At 69.4% G+C, this 16,207-nt stretch carries 16 protein-coding genes and 2 tRNA genes; 11 read left to right on the top strand and 7 right to left on the bottom strand.

What is annotated here, in order from left to right; all coding sequences use genetic code 11:
• Positions 1–19: 19 nt before the first annotated feature.
• From AB0F89_RS09900 to AB0F89_RS09885, 4 genes are all read right to left on the bottom strand, one after another.
• Positions 20–92, bottom strand: a tRNA-Met gene (locus AB0F89_RS09900).
• 42 nt (positions 93–134) lie between these two features.
• A tRNA-Thr gene (locus AB0F89_RS09895) sits at positions 135–210 on the bottom strand.
• A 70-nt stretch (positions 211–280) separates the two neighbouring features.
• Complete coding sequence (locus AB0F89_RS09890; protein ID WP_367134767.1) at positions 281–2,881, bottom strand: putative bifunctional diguanylate cyclase/phosphodiesterase; 2,601 nt, start codon at positions 2,879–2,881, stop codon at positions 281–283.
• A gap of 175 nt (positions 2,882–3,056) precedes the next feature.
• Positions 3,057–3,863, bottom strand: a complete 807-nt coding sequence (locus AB0F89_RS09885) for a PhzF family phenazine biosynthesis protein (protein ID WP_367134765.1) — start codon at positions 3,861–3,863, stop codon at positions 3,057–3,059.
• A gap of 39 nt (positions 3,864–3,902) precedes the next feature.
• Here AB0F89_RS09885 and AB0F89_RS09880 point away from each other — a divergent pair, with 39 nt between their 5' ends.
• Positions 3,903–4,496 carry a hypothetical protein gene (locus AB0F89_RS09880; RefSeq protein ID WP_367134763.1) on the top strand — a complete coding sequence of 198 codons (594 nt, stop codon included), beginning with the start codon at positions 3,903–3,905 and terminating at the stop codon, positions 4,494–4,496.
• A gap of 95 nt (positions 4,497–4,591) precedes the next feature.
• On the opposite strand, the gene AB0F89_RS09875 is transcribed toward AB0F89_RS09880, so the two are convergent.
• Positions 4,592–5,098, bottom strand: a complete 507-nt coding sequence (locus AB0F89_RS09875) for a hypothetical protein (RefSeq protein WP_367134761.1) — start codon at positions 5,096–5,098, stop codon at positions 4,592–4,594.
• Between the two features lie 268 nt (positions 5,099–5,366).
• Between AB0F89_RS09875 and AB0F89_RS09870 the strand changes: the two genes are divergently transcribed.
• On the top strand, positions 5,367–5,609 hold the full coding sequence (locus AB0F89_RS09870; protein ID WP_367134759.1) for a hypothetical protein: 243 nt from the start codon (positions 5,367–5,369) through the stop codon (positions 5,607–5,609).
• Positions 5,610–6,061: 452 nt separating this feature from the next.
• On the top strand, positions 6,062–7,786 hold the full coding sequence (locus AB0F89_RS09865; RefSeq protein WP_367134757.1) for a pentapeptide repeat-containing protein: 1,725 nt from the start codon (positions 6,062–6,064) through the stop codon (positions 7,784–7,786).
• A 576-nt stretch (positions 7,787–8,362) separates the two neighbouring features.
• On the opposite strand, the gene AB0F89_RS09860 is transcribed toward AB0F89_RS09865, so the two are convergent.
• Both AB0F89_RS09860 and AB0F89_RS09855 read right to left on the bottom strand, forming a co-directional pair.
• Positions 8,363–9,286, bottom strand: coding sequence for an NAD(P)-dependent oxidoreductase (locus tag AB0F89_RS09860; RefSeq protein ID WP_367134755.1), 924 nt, complete (start codon positions 9,284–9,286; stop codon positions 8,363–8,365).
• A 49-nt stretch (positions 9,287–9,335) separates the two neighbouring features.
• Positions 9,336–10,133, bottom strand: a complete 798-nt coding sequence (locus AB0F89_RS09855) for a GntR family transcriptional regulator (protein WP_367134753.1) — start codon at positions 10,131–10,133, stop codon at positions 9,336–9,338.
• A 237-nt stretch (positions 10,134–10,370) separates the two neighbouring features.
• Between AB0F89_RS09855 and AB0F89_RS09850 the strand changes: the two genes are divergently transcribed.
• From AB0F89_RS09850 to AB0F89_RS09815, 8 genes are all read left to right on the top strand, one after another.
• Positions 10,371–10,616, top strand: a complete 246-nt coding sequence (locus AB0F89_RS09850) for a hypothetical protein (RefSeq protein WP_367134751.1) — start codon at positions 10,371–10,373, stop codon at positions 10,614–10,616.
• Positions 10,613–10,828: a hypothetical protein gene (locus AB0F89_RS09845; RefSeq protein WP_367134749.1), complete on the top strand. Its 216-nt coding sequence runs from the start codon at positions 10,613–10,615 to the stop codon at positions 10,826–10,828. The genes AB0F89_RS09850 and AB0F89_RS09845 overlap by 4 nt, the downstream gene beginning before the upstream one ends.
• Positions 10,829–11,090: 262 nt before the next feature.
• Positions 11,091–11,285, top strand: coding sequence for a hypothetical protein (locus AB0F89_RS09840; protein WP_367134747.1), 195 nt, complete (start codon positions 11,091–11,093; stop codon positions 11,283–11,285).
• Positions 11,282–12,229 carry a hypothetical protein gene (locus AB0F89_RS09835; RefSeq protein WP_367134745.1) on the top strand — a complete coding sequence of 316 codons (948 nt, stop codon included), beginning with the start codon at positions 11,282–11,284 and terminating at the stop codon, positions 12,227–12,229. The genes AB0F89_RS09840 and AB0F89_RS09835 overlap by 4 nt, the downstream gene beginning before the upstream one ends.
• Positions 12,226–12,498 (top strand): hypothetical protein, encoded by a 273-nt coding sequence (locus tag AB0F89_RS09830; RefSeq protein WP_367134743.1) that lies wholly within the window; start codon positions 12,226–12,228, stop codon positions 12,496–12,498. The genes AB0F89_RS09835 and AB0F89_RS09830 overlap by 4 nt, the downstream gene beginning before the upstream one ends.
• On the top strand, positions 12,495–13,583 hold the full coding sequence (locus AB0F89_RS09825) for a DUF2637 domain-containing protein (RefSeq protein ID WP_367134741.1): 1,089 nt from the start codon (positions 12,495–12,497) through the stop codon (positions 13,581–13,583). The genes AB0F89_RS09830 and AB0F89_RS09825 overlap by 4 nt, the downstream gene beginning before the upstream one ends.
• Positions 13,580–15,745, top strand: coding sequence for an FtsK/SpoIIIE domain-containing protein (locus AB0F89_RS09820; RefSeq protein ID WP_367134739.1), 2,166 nt, complete (start codon positions 13,580–13,582; stop codon positions 15,743–15,745). The genes AB0F89_RS09825 and AB0F89_RS09820 overlap by 4 nt, the downstream gene beginning before the upstream one ends.
• Before the next feature lie 283 nt (positions 15,746–16,028).
• The gene (locus AB0F89_RS09815) at positions 16,029–16,199 is read left to right on the top strand and encodes a hypothetical protein (protein ID WP_367134737.1); all 171 of its coding nucleotides are present in this window, start codon (positions 16,029–16,031) and stop codon (positions 16,197–16,199) included.
• Positions 16,200–16,207: the final 8 nt, after the last annotated feature.

Below are 16,207 nucleotides of genomic sequence, written 5' to 3'. Positions count from 1 at the left end.
GGGGATCGATCCTGCTGAGTAGCGGTGGCCGGACTTGAACCGGCGACACAGCGATTATGAGCCGCTTGCTCTACCAACTGAGCTACACCGCTTTACACAACACGGCCGCGATGCACGAGCACCGCGGCCAGTTGTGGAGCCCCTTTACGGAATCGAACCGTAGACCTTCTCCTTACCATGGAGACGCTCTGCCGACTGAGCTAAAGGGGCTTGCTGTTGCTCTTGCAGCGAGGAGAACTCTACAACAGGGCCGCCTCAGGATGGAAATCGGGGGTCCCCCTCAGTGGACCAAGGTGAGCACCGTCTCATCCCGGGCACCCCTGACCTGCACGGTCCGCGCCCGCAGCCACGCCTCGAAGCGGTCCTCCGACAGCGGCCGGGAGATCAGGTAGCCCTGCGCCACGTCGCAGCCCATGCCGACGAGCTGGTCGCGCGCGGCGTCGTCCTCGACGCCCTCGGCGACCACGGTGAGCCCCAGCGAGTGGCCCAGCTCGACGATCGAGCGGACCACGGCCATGTCGCCGAGGTCGGTGCCCATGCCCAGGACGAAGCTCTTGTCGATCTTCACCTCGTCCACCGGCAGCTGCCGCAGGTAGGCCAGCGACGAGTAGCCGGTGCCGAAGTCGTCCACGGCCAGCACGACGCCCAGCGCGTGCAGCCGCCGCAGCACCGGCAGCGCGCGTTCCGGGTCGGCCATCACGCCCGACTCGGTCAGCTCGAACGTCAGCAGCTCCGGCGGCACCTCGTGCCGCTTCAACGCCGCCGCCACCCGGTCCGGGAACTCCTCGTCGGCCAGCGTGCGCACGGACAGGTTCACCGCGATGGACATCCGCAGCCCGCGGTCGATCCAGCGGCGCACCCGCTCCAGCGCCTTGTCCATGACGAAGTCGGTGAGCACGTCGACCAAGCCGGTCGCCTCGACGGCGGGCACGAACTCGTCCGGGTCCACCCGGCCGAACTCGGGGTGCTTCCAGCGCACCAGCGCCTCCGCGCCGATCACCTGGCGGCTCGGCAGCGCCACCTTGGGCTGGTAGTGCACCGAGACCTGGCCGTTCTCCAGCGCCGACCGGAACTGGGTGACCAGCTGGAAGCGGCGCAGGAAGATCTGGCCCATGCTCGGCGCGTACTGGCGCAGCGGCTCGTTGTCGGTGGTCGCCCGGACCGCCACGTCGGCGCGCTGCAGCAGCGCGTCCGGGTCCGGCTGCTCGACCTCGCAGTCGGCGGTGGTCGCCCAGCCGACGACCGCGCCCGCCTCGACGGTGAGCCGGTCGACCGGGTACGGCACGGACAGCGCGGCGCGCAGCCGCTCGGCCAGCTCCTGGATGCACTCGGCCTGCCGGTCCAGCAGCAGCGCGGCGAACGCGCCGCCCTCCAGCCGGGCCAGCGGCACCTCGGGGCCGAGCTCGTCGCGCAGCCTGCGGCCGGCGGCGACGACCATCCGGTTGCCCCACGCCTGGCCGAGCGCGTCGGAGACGGCGGACAGCACGTCGAGGTCGATGCGGACCACGACGGCCGTGTCGGCCTCGCGCATCGGCTCGGCGGCGGCCTCGCGGAAGCCCGGCCGGTTGAGCAGGCCGGTCAGCGGGTCGTGGTAGGCGTCGTGGCGCAGCCGGGCGAGCAGCCGCCGGTTGTCCACCGCGGTGGACAGGTGGCTCGCCAGCGTGCGCAGGAGCTGGAGGTCGGCCTTGCCGAAACCGCGCCACCGGCTGAGCCGGTCGTGCACCTCGATCGCGCCGAGCAGCTGGGTGGCGCCGCGCAGCGGCACGACCAGCGCTTCCTGCGCCTCGCGGCGGGTCAGCGCCTCGGAGACCTCTTCGCCCGCCTCCACGATGCGGAAGTACCGCACCTGGGCGCCGGGCAGCTGGAGCATGGCGTCCTCGCGCAGCACGCGCGGGTCGTCGCGGCGCATGCCGGGCGGCAGCGGCTCGCCCGCGACCAGCGTGCGCATCGGCGCCTGCGGGTCGGTGCGCAGCCGCAGCACCACGCGGTTGGCGTTCAGCTGCTCGCGGATGCGCTCGGCGATGAGCTGCCACTCGTCGTCCTCGACGCAGTCGTCGTCCTCCTCCGGGGCGCCGCGCGGTCCGGTGGCGTGCCGGCCGGAGCGGGCCACCCGCAGCGAGACCTCGCTCAGCGCCTCCAGGTCGCGCTGCTCGCGCAGCAGGCCGGAGTAGGCCAGGTAGATCGCGGTGATGCCGAGGAAGACCAGGCCGATCAGCAGGCCGCCCCACGGCGCCTTGTCGGCGATCTCGTAGCCGGCCAGGCCCGCGGAGGTGTTCAGCAGGGCCACCACGAGGGTCTGCAGCACCAGCCGCAGGCTCGGCGCGACCCGCATGCCCTTGCCCATGAGCCGCAGCGCGGTCAGACCGAGCACGCTGGCCAGCAGCGGCACCGCGATGGTGCCGACGAACGCGCCGGCCCAGAACGGGCCCTCCGCGCCGAGGAACCGCTTGACCAGCTCGGCGACCGCGAACGCCACCGAGATCTCCATGAACATCAGGCCCGCGTTGTAGACCGCGCGGTCGATCACCCGGCGGCCGAGCAGCGTGCCGACGCCCGCGACGACGTGCGCGGCGAGCACGATCTCGAACGGCGCGACCAGCAGGCCGAGCACGAGCGGGATCTCGGTGAACGAGATGGTCCAGGCCACCCCGCTGCGCACGTCGACGTTGATCGCCAGCTGCTCGGCGAGCAGGAAGCCGATCACCAGCAGCGGCCCGGTCCAGTACAGCCGGACGTCGGGCTCGGTGTCGGGCAGCCAGTTGCCGACGACGAACGCGGACAGCGCCCCCGCGACGAGGAGCAGGACCGCGAACACGCTGAACGCGCGGTTCGTGGACCGGGTCGGCGCGCTGGGCGCCGTGGCCGACGCGTGGTCGGACATCCAGCCTCCTCGTCGGCCGTCGTCGCGGTGGGCCGGGTCGCGGCCTACGGGCTCCGGGCGTGACTGAGGGGTCCCGAACACCGACCAGGACCCCTCCAAGGCTGCCAATGTACCCCGGTCGGGCGATGAAATGGCAGGTCGTGTAGCGGATTGCCACCAGAAGGCAGAGATCGGTTCACACGAACAGTCGGCCCCGGATCACCGTGACGGCCTGACCGGCGAGCCGCACCCGATCTTGGTCCAGAGTGGTCCGGACCAGCCCGCCGCGGGCTGACGCCTGCTCGGCCAGCAGGTTCGCCCGACCGAGCCGGGGCGCCCACCAGGAGGCGAGCGTGCAGTGCGCGGAACCGGTTACGGGATCCTCCGGGACTCCGTAGGAGGGGTAGAAGCACCGGCTCACCACGTCGAGGTCCGCACGATCACCGGGTGCGGTGACGATCACACCCCGGCCGGGCACCTCGGCGAGCGCGGCGAGGTTGGGGCGCAGCGCGCGGACCTCGGCGGCGGACGCGACCTCCACCAAGACGTCGGACACGGCCCGCGCGGACGCCAGCACCGTCACGCCCGGCAGGGCGGCGCGCAGCGCCCCGGTCACCTCGACCGGTTCCGCCGGGTCGGCCGGGAAGTCCATCTCCACCCAGCCGTCCTCGGCCGTGCAGGTGAGCACGCCGCTGCGGGTGCCGAAGCTCCGGCTGCCGCCCAGCACGTGCGCGGTGGCCAGGGTGGCGTGGCCGCACAGGTCGACCTCGGCCACCGGCGTGAACCAGCGCAGCGGCAGCACGCCGTCACCGTTGCCACCGCCGTCACCCTTGCCACCGCCATCACCGCCGTCGACCCGCACGAAGGCGGTCTCGGCGTGCTTCATCTCGGCGGCCACGGACTGCATCCAGGCGTCCTCCACCGGCCCGTCCAGCAGCACGACCCCGGCCGGGTTGCCCGCGAACGCGCGGTCGGTGAACGCGTCTACGACGTAGATCTCCACGCACCGGAACCTACGTGCGCGAACCGTTGGCTTCGAGTCGTGGACCCCTTGTTGCCCGCCATCGAGGCCCCGACCGACCCGTGCTCGTTCTCCGAGCTGCCGGAGGACTCGCTGCTCGCCACGTGGGGCGCGCTGCGCACGCACTCGCTGCACTGGCGCCCCGGCGCCGACCTGGCCGACCTGCTCCGCCGCCGGCCGCTGACCGGCGCGGGCGACCACGACACGGCCGCGCTGGTGACCGTGCCCAGCCGGGCGGTGGAGGCCGCGGGCGTGCCGGCCCGGCACGGCTACGCGCCGCTGCTGGCGACCGCCGCCCGGCTGCCCGGCCGCGGCCTCGGCGGCGGGTCGTCGGTGGAGGTCCGACCGCTGACGGCGGCCGACCTGGACGTCGCGGTCGAGCTGAACCTGGAGACCGTGCGGTTCGACGGCCGGTTCGGCGTGGTCGACGCCCGCGCGTCGAGCGCCGACCGGCTGCGCGAGCACATCGCGGAACTGCTGGGGCGCCCGGAGCCGTGCGGCTGGCTCGCGGTCAGCGGGGGCGAGGTCGTCGGTTCACCTACTACGACCTGCCGGGGCACTCGGACCGGATCGCCGGGCGGACGTCCGTGCGACCGGTGGCGCACCTCGGGCTGATGGGCGTCCGGGAGGACGCGCGCGGCGGCGTCGGCGCGGCCCCGGCCGACCACGTGCACGGGCTGCTGGACAGCGCCGACCGGCGCGGTAGGCGTTCAGACGCCCGCCAGCTCCACCACCGACGCCACCCGGCCGTTCGGCCCCAGCCCGTCGCGGATCCCGTCCAGCACCCGGCGGGCGTGCGTGGCGGCGACGTGCTGCGCCGCGCCGCTGCCGACGGCGTCGCGCAGGGCCAGCCAGACCGCGGCCTCGTCCTCCCCGACGGCGGTCAGCAGGTCGCGCTGCTCGGGGTAGGGGTGCAGGGCGATCTTCTCGGTGTGCGCCTTGAGCGCGGCCAGGGTGGCCCGCGGCACCCCGCCGGTCGCCGCGACCCGGTCCAGCTTCGCCGGCAGGTCGACCGCGGCCAGCTCGGACAGCGACAGGGGGCCGAAGTTGAGCACGGTGTTCAGGCCGTACTCCAGGTCGTCGGCGGCGAGCCGGAGTTCGCGCGCGTCGGCGGGCCTTGCCCGGTCGGGCGAGCGACGTCGCCCCGAGGACCGGACGACCAGGCCGAGGGCGACACCGGTCGCGAGGGCTGCGAGGGCGATGAGGATTTCGCTCATGTGTTCCAGTCTCGGCCCCGGACCGGGCGGGTCCGGACCACCGGGCGACAACGGGTCGATCGGAGCGCCGACCGGTCGGCCGCAGTTCGGCTGGGCTGATCAGGTTAACCGGTCGGCGTGGCAGTGCCGTCCGAACGGCTCAGCGACGTCCACCGGCGCCCCTCGTCCACCTGAGTGAACTTGGTGGAGCGGGGTACTCGAAGCACAGGTCCAGACCTCCTACAAGACGAAGGAAGCGGGTATGAGAAGGACGGGCGAGGGGGTCGCCATGAGCGTTGCGAGGGAGCTGTCCGGGAGGGCCAAGTCCATGCTCCGCGCCGTTGCCGCCGGGAGGGCGCAACTGACCGGGGGACGTGAGCCGGACCTGTACGTGGACGGGTTGCCGTGCTGCGACCAGATGGTCACGCACGACCTGGTGCGCGCGGGGCTGTTGCGGGCGCGTCGAGTCGTGGGCTTGGACGAACGCGCGGACGCCGAGCTGACCGAAGCCGGCAGAGCCGCGATCGCGTAGCCCTCGAACAGGCGTTCGATATGGGTTATGCTGCACACGAGGCCGGCACGCAAGCGAGAGGAAGCGCTTGCGCGTCGGCCTCGCCTACGTCGGGAACCTCGGGGACGACCGGCCGGTCACGGGCACTGCCCGGACGTGCGACAGCTGCTGTGACCTACGCCACCGTCAGGTGCGCGGCCGAGTCGGAAAGACGCGAAACCCCCTGCTCGCAGAATGTGCGAGCAGGGGGTTTCGTTTCGCGTGGCGGGTAGAGGATTCGAACCTCTGTAGCTTTCGCGACGGATTTACAGAGTCCCGCCCGAACCACACCTGACCAGTGCTTACAGCTCTCGGCACAGCCACTTCGGCACGTCCTCGGCACAGCATCCACTGCGACCCCGTCCACAGCAAGCCGTCCGGCCCGACTGGCATGCCTTCGGAACACAGTCACGTCAACCAGCGATGATCCGAACATGGCCGAGGACCGCCCTGCTCCCGCATCGCTCTCCCGTCCCAAACCCGGTGAGCATTCCGCCAACCACCTGCCTGTGCCACTGCCGACACCATCCGCGCCGCGCACGCCGCTAGAGCCGATGCCACGCAGGGTGATCGCGACCGTGGCAGCTGTGATCGCCGTCGCGACGATCGGCCTGGTAATAGCGCTGTGGTGGGCAGGAACCGCAGGACTGTCCGGTGCGGAGTTGGTGAGCGCACGGTTCAACGCACTGCGCACAGGGTTGAGCATCGGAGTAGGCGGAGGGGGCATCTTCGCGCTGTACCTCGCGTGGCGACGCCAACACGCCACCGAGATCGGACTGGTGCAGAAGGAACAAGACCAGGCCGATGTCGCCCGCGCGTACGAGTTGCAGCGCGAGACCGCCGAGCACACCCGCCTGCACGCCGAACGCGTCGCAGCCACGACCGAACGCGACGCCGAAGCCCGCCGGATCACCGACCTGTACGCCAAGTCAGTGGAGCAGCTCGGGTCAGACAAGGCTCCAGTACGTCACGGCGGCCTGTACGCCCTGGAACGGCTCGCGCAGGACCACCCCGCCTTGCGCCAGACCGTGGTCAACGTGCTCTGCGCCTACCTCCGCGCCCCATTCGACCTCCCCACGGCCTCGCCCGACGCCGATGCCGACCGGGCCGCACGCGACGAGCACCGTGAACGGGTCCAGGAAGGGGAAGTCCGACTAACCGCTCAACGCATTCTCACTACCCACTTAAGGTTCGGCAATGATGCAGATAACCCCGAAGCGACCCTATGGGCCGATATTGATCTCGATCTCACTGCCGCAATCCTGATCGAATGGGACATGAATAGCAGCACGCTACGCAACGGAACTTTCCGGAAAGTTATCTTTGTCGGAGCCGCGCAGTTCAATTACGCAAGCTTCACCGGGAACACCTCGTTCGACGGCGCGAAATTCACCGCAACCGCCTCATTTAATGACGCAAAGTTTTCCGCAGAAGTTCGGTTCGACGGTGCGACTTTCACCGATACGGCCATGTTCGACAACGCGACTTTCGCTGGGGCGACCCGGTTCAGCTACGCAACATTTACAGAGGACTCGTCCTTCGTTAAAGCCTCATTCGCCGGAGATACCGCGTTCTTCCAGGCTTCATTCAAGGGGCAGAGCTGGTTTATCGAAGCGACATTCGACGGACACACTATCTTCGAAGAGGCAACATTCTCCTGCGGAGCGCAGTTCGAATACGCAACATTCTCCGATGTTTCTCGATTCTGGAACGTAACTTTCGCCAAGCATGCCTGGTTCAACGATGCAAAGTTCAGTGAATCCGCCGAGTTTCAAAACGCCAAGTTCGACGAAAGTTTCTCGTTCATGGAGATCAAATCCGTCTGGGTTGCCGAACTGGAAGTCAAGCTCACCCCTTTCATCGGCCAGGCAACATTCACCGAGGCTATAGATTTCGGCCGAGCGGAACTGGTTGACACCGGCCTGCCTGAACAAATAAAAATCACCCAAGGCGTCAGGTTCGATGGGGCAACCTTCTCCAAATATGCCCAGCTCGATGGAGCAACTCTCTTGCACTCTCCCGTCGAACAAGCTATCAACTATTCCTCATGGCCAGACGGGTGGAATCCCACGCCCGACCACGTCGTCATCGAAGGCCGCGAGGGCACTTGGCACCACCTTATGAACACGAGCCAGACTCCAGCAAACAATCAAGCTTAACTTCAACCGGTCACTCGGTGTCCGACGAGCCCTGACCTCAACCGGCCCACCTTCTCCGACTACGTGCCAACCGCTGACGACTGATCCCCAGACTCCCGTATGAACCATACTGACCAGCGCTTACGGCTCACAGCGTCGTCACCTCGGTACGCATCCGGCACAGGCACTGGGAGCGAGCGCGGCAGCTTTCACACCACGTCCCGAGTGCCCGACAGATCCGTTGGAAGCCCGCTGCCGCAGCCCGCACGTCGCCGTCTTCAGGATCGGCAACCTCGGTAACCTCGGTAACCGCGCAGGTCAGAGCCTTGCCAGAAGGTAACCAACCAAGATCAGGTTACCGATCGAACGGTAACCACGCGCCGGAGCGGGCTCCACAGCGCTTCAACGGGCCGCAAGAGCAAGCCCGGCCTTCACCACCCGCCATTACAGCAGCACTGGTTACCGTTCGATCGGTAACACGATCTTGGTCGGTTACTCCTAGGCAAGTCTCTGACCTGCACGGTTACCTAAGTTACCGAGGTTACCGATCCTAGAGACGGCGCGAGCTGGGCACCCGAAGTCCGTCTCGCGCCAGCGTCATCGCGTCACGGCGTTGGAAGGCACACCACCGGCCGCCAAGGTCTGAATCTGCTCCACAGCGACCGAGTAGCACAGGCTGTTTGTACCCGGAACCGTACGTGCGGAGTGAGGGCTAATGATGAGCCCTGGGCAGGTCCACAGTGGATGACCTGTCGGCAGCGGCTCCGGATCTGTGACGTCCAGGGCAGCACGCAGTCTGCCGTCTCGGAGTTCGGTGACCAAGGCGTCGGTATCCACGATTTGGCCACGCGCGACGTTCACCAATAGCGCGCCATCATCCATCGCCGACAGGAAGGCATCGTTCACCAGTCCGCGCGTCGCATCGGTCAAAGGCGCGGTAATGACGACGATGTCGTGACCTTTGATCAGGCTCGGAAGTTCGGAGGCAGCGTGAACGCCCTCACGCGCAGCGCTGGCCACGAGGGTTGATATCGCGTTGAACGCCGCGAGGCGCTTGGACACCGCAAGGCCGATATGTCCAGCACCCACGATAAGGACGCGTTTGCCGTCGAGCGTGTCCGCCTGGAATCGACGGTGCGCCCACTCCCCCGCGTCTTGGAATCTCACAAGAGCCGGCCATTGGCGCAACTGCGTGAGGATTGCCGAAAGAACCCACTCGGACACCGGGCCAGCGTGAGCACCACGGGCACTTGAGAGAGTCACGTGCGCCGGAACATGATCAGCCCATTCATCCACTCCTGCCGACAGGAGTTGGACCATACGCAGGTTCGGCAACTGTTCGAGCAGCGGGATCGGACGGTGGCTGCTCCGGTACGGGGGCATCAGAATCTCGGATTCGCGCTGCCTGTCCGTCAACTCGGAGACGCCCGGGTCATAAGTGCATACCTCGATGCTGTCCAGGCCCGACAGCTTCTCCACACCCACTTCGTCGTCAGGTTCGTTGCTGACGAGCACTCGCATCGTCTCTCCCACTACAGCGCGTCGGTCCACTTGAGCAAGCTACTTCGGGTTAAGCACTGCCGGTCAAGGCCTTGACCAACTCACGCGCTTGATCCTGTAGCGGCGCACCTGATGCACTGTTGTCGATAACGGAGTGCTCAACTGGCGGACGAAAGTCTACGTCGATTGCTGACAGGTAATCCGTCCAGTTGCTCAACTTGGCCGCATCGCGCGCTGCTCCACGATGCCGGATGTAGGTATGCATGGTGTCCGCGTCGCAGTAGACCCACACAACGGACACTTTTGCGCCCGCCTCACGGCAGGTCGCTTCGATCCGGTTCAGCCAAGCCAGGTCTTTGAACTCCTTGATGAACGGCGCTGTCACGATGGCACTGTTGCCGCACTGGACGTTCTCCGTCAACGCGTTGATGAGCGCTTCGTACTCACGCGGCCGGATACGGGACAGGTACTCCGCCGACTCTCGATCGTGTGGCGAGCACCCGAGGATCTCAAGAGCCGCCTCGACAACCGGGCGTGTCAGCGTGTCCTTGTCGAGCATCGGCCACCCGGTCTCACGTGCCAGCACGCGCCCCAGCTCGGTCTTGCCGCTCCCCGCGTACCCGCCGACCAGCAGGACATGAGGAGCGGTCGTCCGCACCTCGGTCTGCCCGGCCTGGTCCGGTGCGTTGACGACCCGGCCTGCCCGCGGCTTGCTGGTGATGACGTTCTCGCTGGCGAGAACCTTCATGGCTTCGTTGATCGTGAAGACGCTGACGCCCCACTGCTGAGCCAGCTCGCGCGTGGACGGCAGTGGCTGACCGTCGCGGAGCAGGCCAGCCGCTATCTGGTTCCGGATGTTCCGCGCCACTTGGTGATGCAGGGACTCGCCCCGCGCGACGCGTGGGCTCTGGCCAGGCATGGCACCTCCGGATCGGTTGACTTAGAACGGCAGCATACCAGCGACCTAACAGTGGTCCGCTTAACGTTTGCGCAGGTAGAGAGGGTACATCCGGACCAGATGGACCTAACAGTTGACCTGCTTACCATTCAACTGTTAGCTTCCTTCCTGTCGCGCTGTGGCGACGCCCACACAGGAGGAAGCCCGATGTACCTCGACCAGTTCAGCCCAGACGGACTGACGGAAGACACGATCGACGCGCTGATCAGGGACGTTGCCGACGAGCTGGCCAACGAGTCGGCGGAGCTGGCTGCGGCCATGTTGGCGCTCGTGAACGGTCCGATGCACAAGCGCGCCGTGCGGCGGACCACGGAACGCAGGCTCGGCGGCATCGTGCGGGTTCTCCGCGTGCACGGCTCGGTCGTGAGCGCGGCCCGGACGGAGGCGGCGTGATGCGCTGGTTCGGCAGCTCCAAGACCGCCGCGTCAACCGGCGGCAGCTTCGGCAAGTTCACCCGAGACGTCGAAGTCACCGGCACCTGCCCATGCGGTGACGCGCTGACCGGCGTGGCCACGGTGACCACCGTGCTCGGCGAGTCCGGCACGGCCGTCGCCACCACCACCCACAACTGCGGCGCGATCGCCACGCTCACCGGCTCCTACTGACACACCACCGGACTCCCCTTGTGAGGCACCCGATGAACACGAACTCGTCCTCGCCCGAGCGGATCACGATGGATTGGTGCACGCGGTGCGGCCACAAGCTCGCCGAGCCACAGAGGTCGTGCATCTGCCCGAGCTGCCGTTGCGGCCGCACCCGCTGAGCAATCACCAGTTCGTCCGGACCGGCGGCCACTCCCGCCAAGAAGACGCCGCCGGTCCGGCTCGTCACCTCATCCCGCATTTTCGCGAGACAGGAACCCCAAGCATGTCGAACAACACCCACCAGCGCGACCTCGTGGACGTCGCCACCGGCGACCTCTTCGACCAGCCGACCCCGTTCGGCCTGGTCATCCCGGTCATGTGCGCCGACGGGTCGGCCCCGTCCTCGCAGCGTGGCCGTACCTGGGACGACCTGGCCGCGTCCGGTCGCGTGCTGCGCCCCGCCGGCGGTGCCCGATGAGCGCCCTTCCCTTTCCCGAGATCACCGCGGCGAACTTCCCCACGCCGCACCTGGCGCTGCGCGGCACCGCCGACGACGCGCAGGTGCGGGCGTTCGCCGGGGAGCAGGCCCGTGCGGCGCGGCGGGTGCACACCCACCTCGCCCCCGGCCTGGTCCTCGTGCCCACCGCCGGTCGGGTCGACATCCTCACCGCGGCCTACGACGCGGTGGTGCTGTGGCGGCAGGCGCTGGCCGCCTCCGCCGCCGACGCCCGCTACGACGCCACCGGCCGTCCCGCGGTGTCGCGGTACTCAGTGACGATCGACCAGGACGGGCCGAACTGCGACCGGGTGGGCGAGGTGGGCCGGCTGCGTGCCGGTGCCCGCTGGGACGCCGCCACCGGTCGGTGGACCGGCGGTGACGAGACCCCGGCCAGTCGGATCGTGGCCGCCTACGGGCACGCAGTGCAGCGGCGGTTCGCGATGGAGCGCCCGCACTCCGCCGACACGCTGATCAACGACGTCTGGTTGCCGATTACCGGCCGCCGGATTCAGGGCAACATGCTGGTCCGCGGCGAGGCTGCCCGCGACCTGGCCGTCAGGTTGGCCGCGCGGTTGGCTGAGCGGCGCGGTGTCGCCGAGGTCGAGACCACCGGAGACCTGCTCTACGCGGTCACCGCCAGTCCCAAGCCCCGCCGGGCAGCGTTCCGCGAGGCCATGATGGTGCTCGCGTCCGCCGAGCCCGGCGACTGGTCGGCATGGTGGACCGCCGCCTACCTGCTCTACCAGGGCCCGCAGTACAAGAAGGGCAGCGACGCCTGCAACCGGGTGTTCCTGGCGGCGGTCGGCGCGGCCCTGCTGGGACAGGTGCCGGTCATCCCCCAGGACATCGACCTGCGCTGCATGGTCCTGGGACAGGCCGCAGTCACGGCCACCCCGCTGCTGTGCGGGCAGGTGGCGGCATGACCGTGCCCCCGCCCGTGCTGCTGCTGGTCGCTGTGCTCGCCCTGGCCGCAGTGATCACATTCTGGAAGCTGTTCGCGACCGCCGGGCTGATCGGCCTGGCGCAGTGGGCCGTGATCACCCAGACCGAGAGCACGACGGCCGTCCTGGTCGCGGTCGGTGTGCCCGCCATCGCGCTGACGGTGCTGCTCCGCCATGCCGCCGGCACGCGCCGCAACCATTCCTTCTCACGTTCCCCGCTGTACCTGTGCCGTCAGGAGGCGACTCGATGAGCACCTACGCCGAGAACCGCCGAGCCGACCGAGTAGCCGCTGCCGAACAGCGTCGTGCGGACCAGGCGTTGTTGTTCGAGCAGCGTCGCGCCGACCGAGAGGCTGCCGCCAAGTTCGCGGAGACCCGGAAGAACGCCGCTCGTGCCCGCCGTGCCGCACTGTGGGCGGCGCTGACTGCGTGGCTGCGTGGCCACACCCTCGACCTGCTGTTCGTGCCGGTGATCGTGGTCCCGGCGGTGCTGGCCTGGACTGCGATGGCCGCCTACGGCCAGGAGGTGTTCGGGCCGGTCGGGACGCTGCTGCCGCTGTTCTCCGAGGGCGCGATGTGGACGTTCGCGTTCGCCGTGCCGATGGCGCAGCGCGCGGGCCGTTCGACCGGGTGGCTGCACCTGGGCACGTGGGTGTTCGCCGCGGTGGCCGCGGTCCTGAACTACGTGCACGGCTCGACCGTCGCGCACGGCATCGTCATGGCGTTGGTGTCGGTCGGTGGCGTCGTCGTCCACCAGCTCGTCACCGCGTCCCCGGCCGGCAAGCGTCGGAGCCGCGCTGAGCGGGACGCCCAGCGGCTCGAACGGCAGGCGGCTCGCCGGGTGCTGGCGGTGCGCCGCGCGGCGCTGGACCAGGCGGTGGCCGAGCTTGCCGCGGACGGCACCGCCACGCTCGTGCACCGTCCCGGCCTGGTGGCCTACCGGCGCCGGTTCGGCCGCGCCCGGCTGGTGCCCGCCACCGTTCCCGGTCTGCCCGTTCCCGACTCCGACGACGTGCTCGGCGACGACCTGGCCGCCGAGATCAGCGAATACCTGACCGCCCTGCCCGCGCCCCGACCGTCCGTCGAGCGGAACGCCCGGAACACGGCCGGTAGTGCGGAAACGGCTCCGGCGGAGATCACGGACAAGGTCGCTGGGTACGTGGCGAAGGTTCGTGCCGCGATCGACGCCCAGCAGCTCCCGGCGCGTCCGTCGCAGACCCAGGTGCGCAAGTTCCTGCGCATCCGGGGCGCGGTCGCGGTGGAGGTGCACCGCGTGCTGTTCCCGACCGACACCGACCCCGGTGACGACGACCCCCGTCAGGCGGTGTCCGCATGAGCGCCCCCAACTCCGCCGACGACATGACCAACGTGGTGCCGCTGCGCCGCGCCGAGTCCACCCGCGCCGCGCTGCCCGCTGCGGCCGTGGAGACGGACACGGCGGTGGCCGGTGAGCTGCTGACCGCCGAGCGGGAAGCCGAGCTGGCCAACCGGCGGACCGCCGAGGGCGACGAGCGGACGCGCGCCGACGTGGTGCGCGCCGCGACGACGACGCTCGGCAAGGCCGCGCTGCGCGCCGGGTACCGGGTGTACCGCGGGCACGAGCAGTGGCTGACGCACGCGGTGCAGGCCGCGACGTACGCCCACTACCGCGAGCGCATCGCGGCGGCACGGGCGCAGGGTGACGCGGCCGGCATCGCCGAGTGGCAGGACCGGTTGCGGCAGGCCAAGGCCGACCGGCGCGACCGGATCACCGGCGCTCCCCGGACGGTGCTGGCGTTGGTGCGCACGGTGCTGCTGGCCGTGATCGTGCTGTTCGCGGTGCTGCTCATGGTCGGGGTGGCCGTGCACCTGTGGGCCGGTGGCTGGACCTGGTCGGAGTGGTGGGGCTTCGTCACCGCCACCGGCGACGTGCTGGGCACCGTGGTCATGCTCGGCGTCCAGGCCGCCATCCTCGGTGTGCCGGCGGTGTGGCTGCTGGCCGCGCACCGCGCCGGTTCGTCCGCCGCCGACGTGCCCGCATGGGCCATGTCGCCGACCCAGCGGGAGGAGACCCACCGCGTGGTCACCCCCGGCGGCATCGGTGAGGCCCTGGTGCACCTGGGCATCCCGGCGCTGAACAAGGCCATCAAGTCGGGGTGGACGGTGGAGTTCGCCACCCCGCCGGTGCGGGTCAACCAGCGCGGCTACCAGGCCACGTTCTCCCTGCCGCTCGGCGTGACCCCGGACATGATCAGCGACAAGCGCGACGTGTTGGCCCGCAACCTGCACCGCGACCCGATGGAAGTGTGGCCCAACGCCGCCGAGCGCGCCGGGTTCGTGGACCTGTGGGTGGCCGACCCCGGTCTGTCCACCAAGGCCGCGCCGCCCTACCCGCTGCTGTCCGCCGGCACGGCCGACGTGTTCACCGGCGTGCCGCTGGGCGTCTCCCAGCGCGGGGACGTCGTCGCGCCCGCGCTGGTCTCGGCGAACGTCGTGTTCGGCGGGATGATGGGGCAGGGCAAGTCCAACGCCGCCCGCGTGCTCATGCTCGGCGCGGCCCTGGACCCGCTCGCCGAGCTGTGGGTGTTCGTGTTCGCGGGCAACGGCGACTTCGACGCCTACCGGCCCCGTCTGGCCCGCTACGAGCGCGGCACCGATGCCGCCGTGGTGGACTCGGCGGTGGAGTCGCTGCGGGAGCTGTACAACGAGGTAGGGCGTCGTGAGGCGCGGTTGGCCGAGCTGGGCGCGAAGAAGGTCACGCGCGGGCTCGCCGAGAAGCACCCGGACCTGCGGCCGATCGTGGCGCTGTTCAGCGAGTGCCACGAGCTGTTCGGCAGCGCCCAGGGCGAGGAAGCCGCGGAACTGGCGGTGCAGACCCTGCGCCGTGCCCGCAAGACCGGCATCATCCTGGGCTTCGACACCCAGTCGTCGCGGGCCGACGCCATCCCGCCGAAGATCGTGGAGCTGGTGCAGCTCAACGCGTGCTTCGCGGTGAAGTCGTGGCGCTCCAACGACGGCTTCCTGGGCGACGGGTCGTTCCAGGCCGGTATCCGCGCGACCGAGCTGCGTCCGGGCAAGGACCGGGGCACGTCGATCCTCACCGGCGCGACCGCCGAGCGGTTCGAGGTGCTGAAGTGGTTCTTCATCCAGGTCAACGACGACACCGGGTGGGACGCGGCCACCGAGGTCATCGAGCGTGCCATGACCAAGGTCCACCCGGCCGTGGTCACCGGCACCCCGGAGCGCGCCGCGCCGCCGGCTCCCCGCGACCTGCTGGAGGACGTGTCCGAGGTGCTGGGCCACGACACCGTGCCCGCGGCCGACGTGCCCGCGCTGCTGGCCAAGCACGCGCCCGACTGGAGCCCGTACCGCAAGCTCACTGGCAAGCAACTGCGGGAGCTGCTGGCCGCCGAGGGCGTCAAGGTGCCCTCGACCGGCAACCGCTACCCGGTCGATCCGGTCACGGTGCGTGAAGCGCTGGCCAAGCGCGCCACCCGCGACCTGGACGACGAGGACTAGCGCCACCGGCACCGGGTTAGGTCCCGCACTTCGCTCCACAGCCCTCGGAACGGCCCTTGACCAGGGCTTCCACGGCGGGACCTAACCCGGCTCACCGGCTAACTAACTCCAGCTCACGCACATGATCACGCCAGCGGGCACCGCGAGTTAGGAACCTAACTCGGTTCCGGTGACCTAACTCCGCCCGCCACCGCTCGCGCGTCCGACGCGACAACGCCTCCCGGTTGTCGTGTCGACCCCACGCACCCACACATCGTCACGCACAGTGACAGAAGGGGTTGTCATGAGCGACGACAACCTGATCCACCTTGAAGTCCGGCACTCCTGGTGGGACGGCAGCTCCACCGCCGCGTGCGGCCTCCGCGTCGAGAAGCCCGAAGCCGTCTGGACCTGGTTCACCGACCTCAAGTGGTGCCCGACGTGCAAGGCCGCCGACAAGGCGAGGCGCACGTGACCACGCAC

It is taken from the genome of Saccharothrix sp. HUAS TT1, from assembly GCF_040744945.1.
In the GTDB taxonomy this organism is placed as follows: domain Bacteria; phylum Actinomycetota; class Actinomycetes; order Mycobacteriales; family Pseudonocardiaceae; genus Actinosynnema.
Note: the sequence above shows the minus strand (reverse complement) of the source record. Positions and strands in the feature narration are given on the sequence as shown.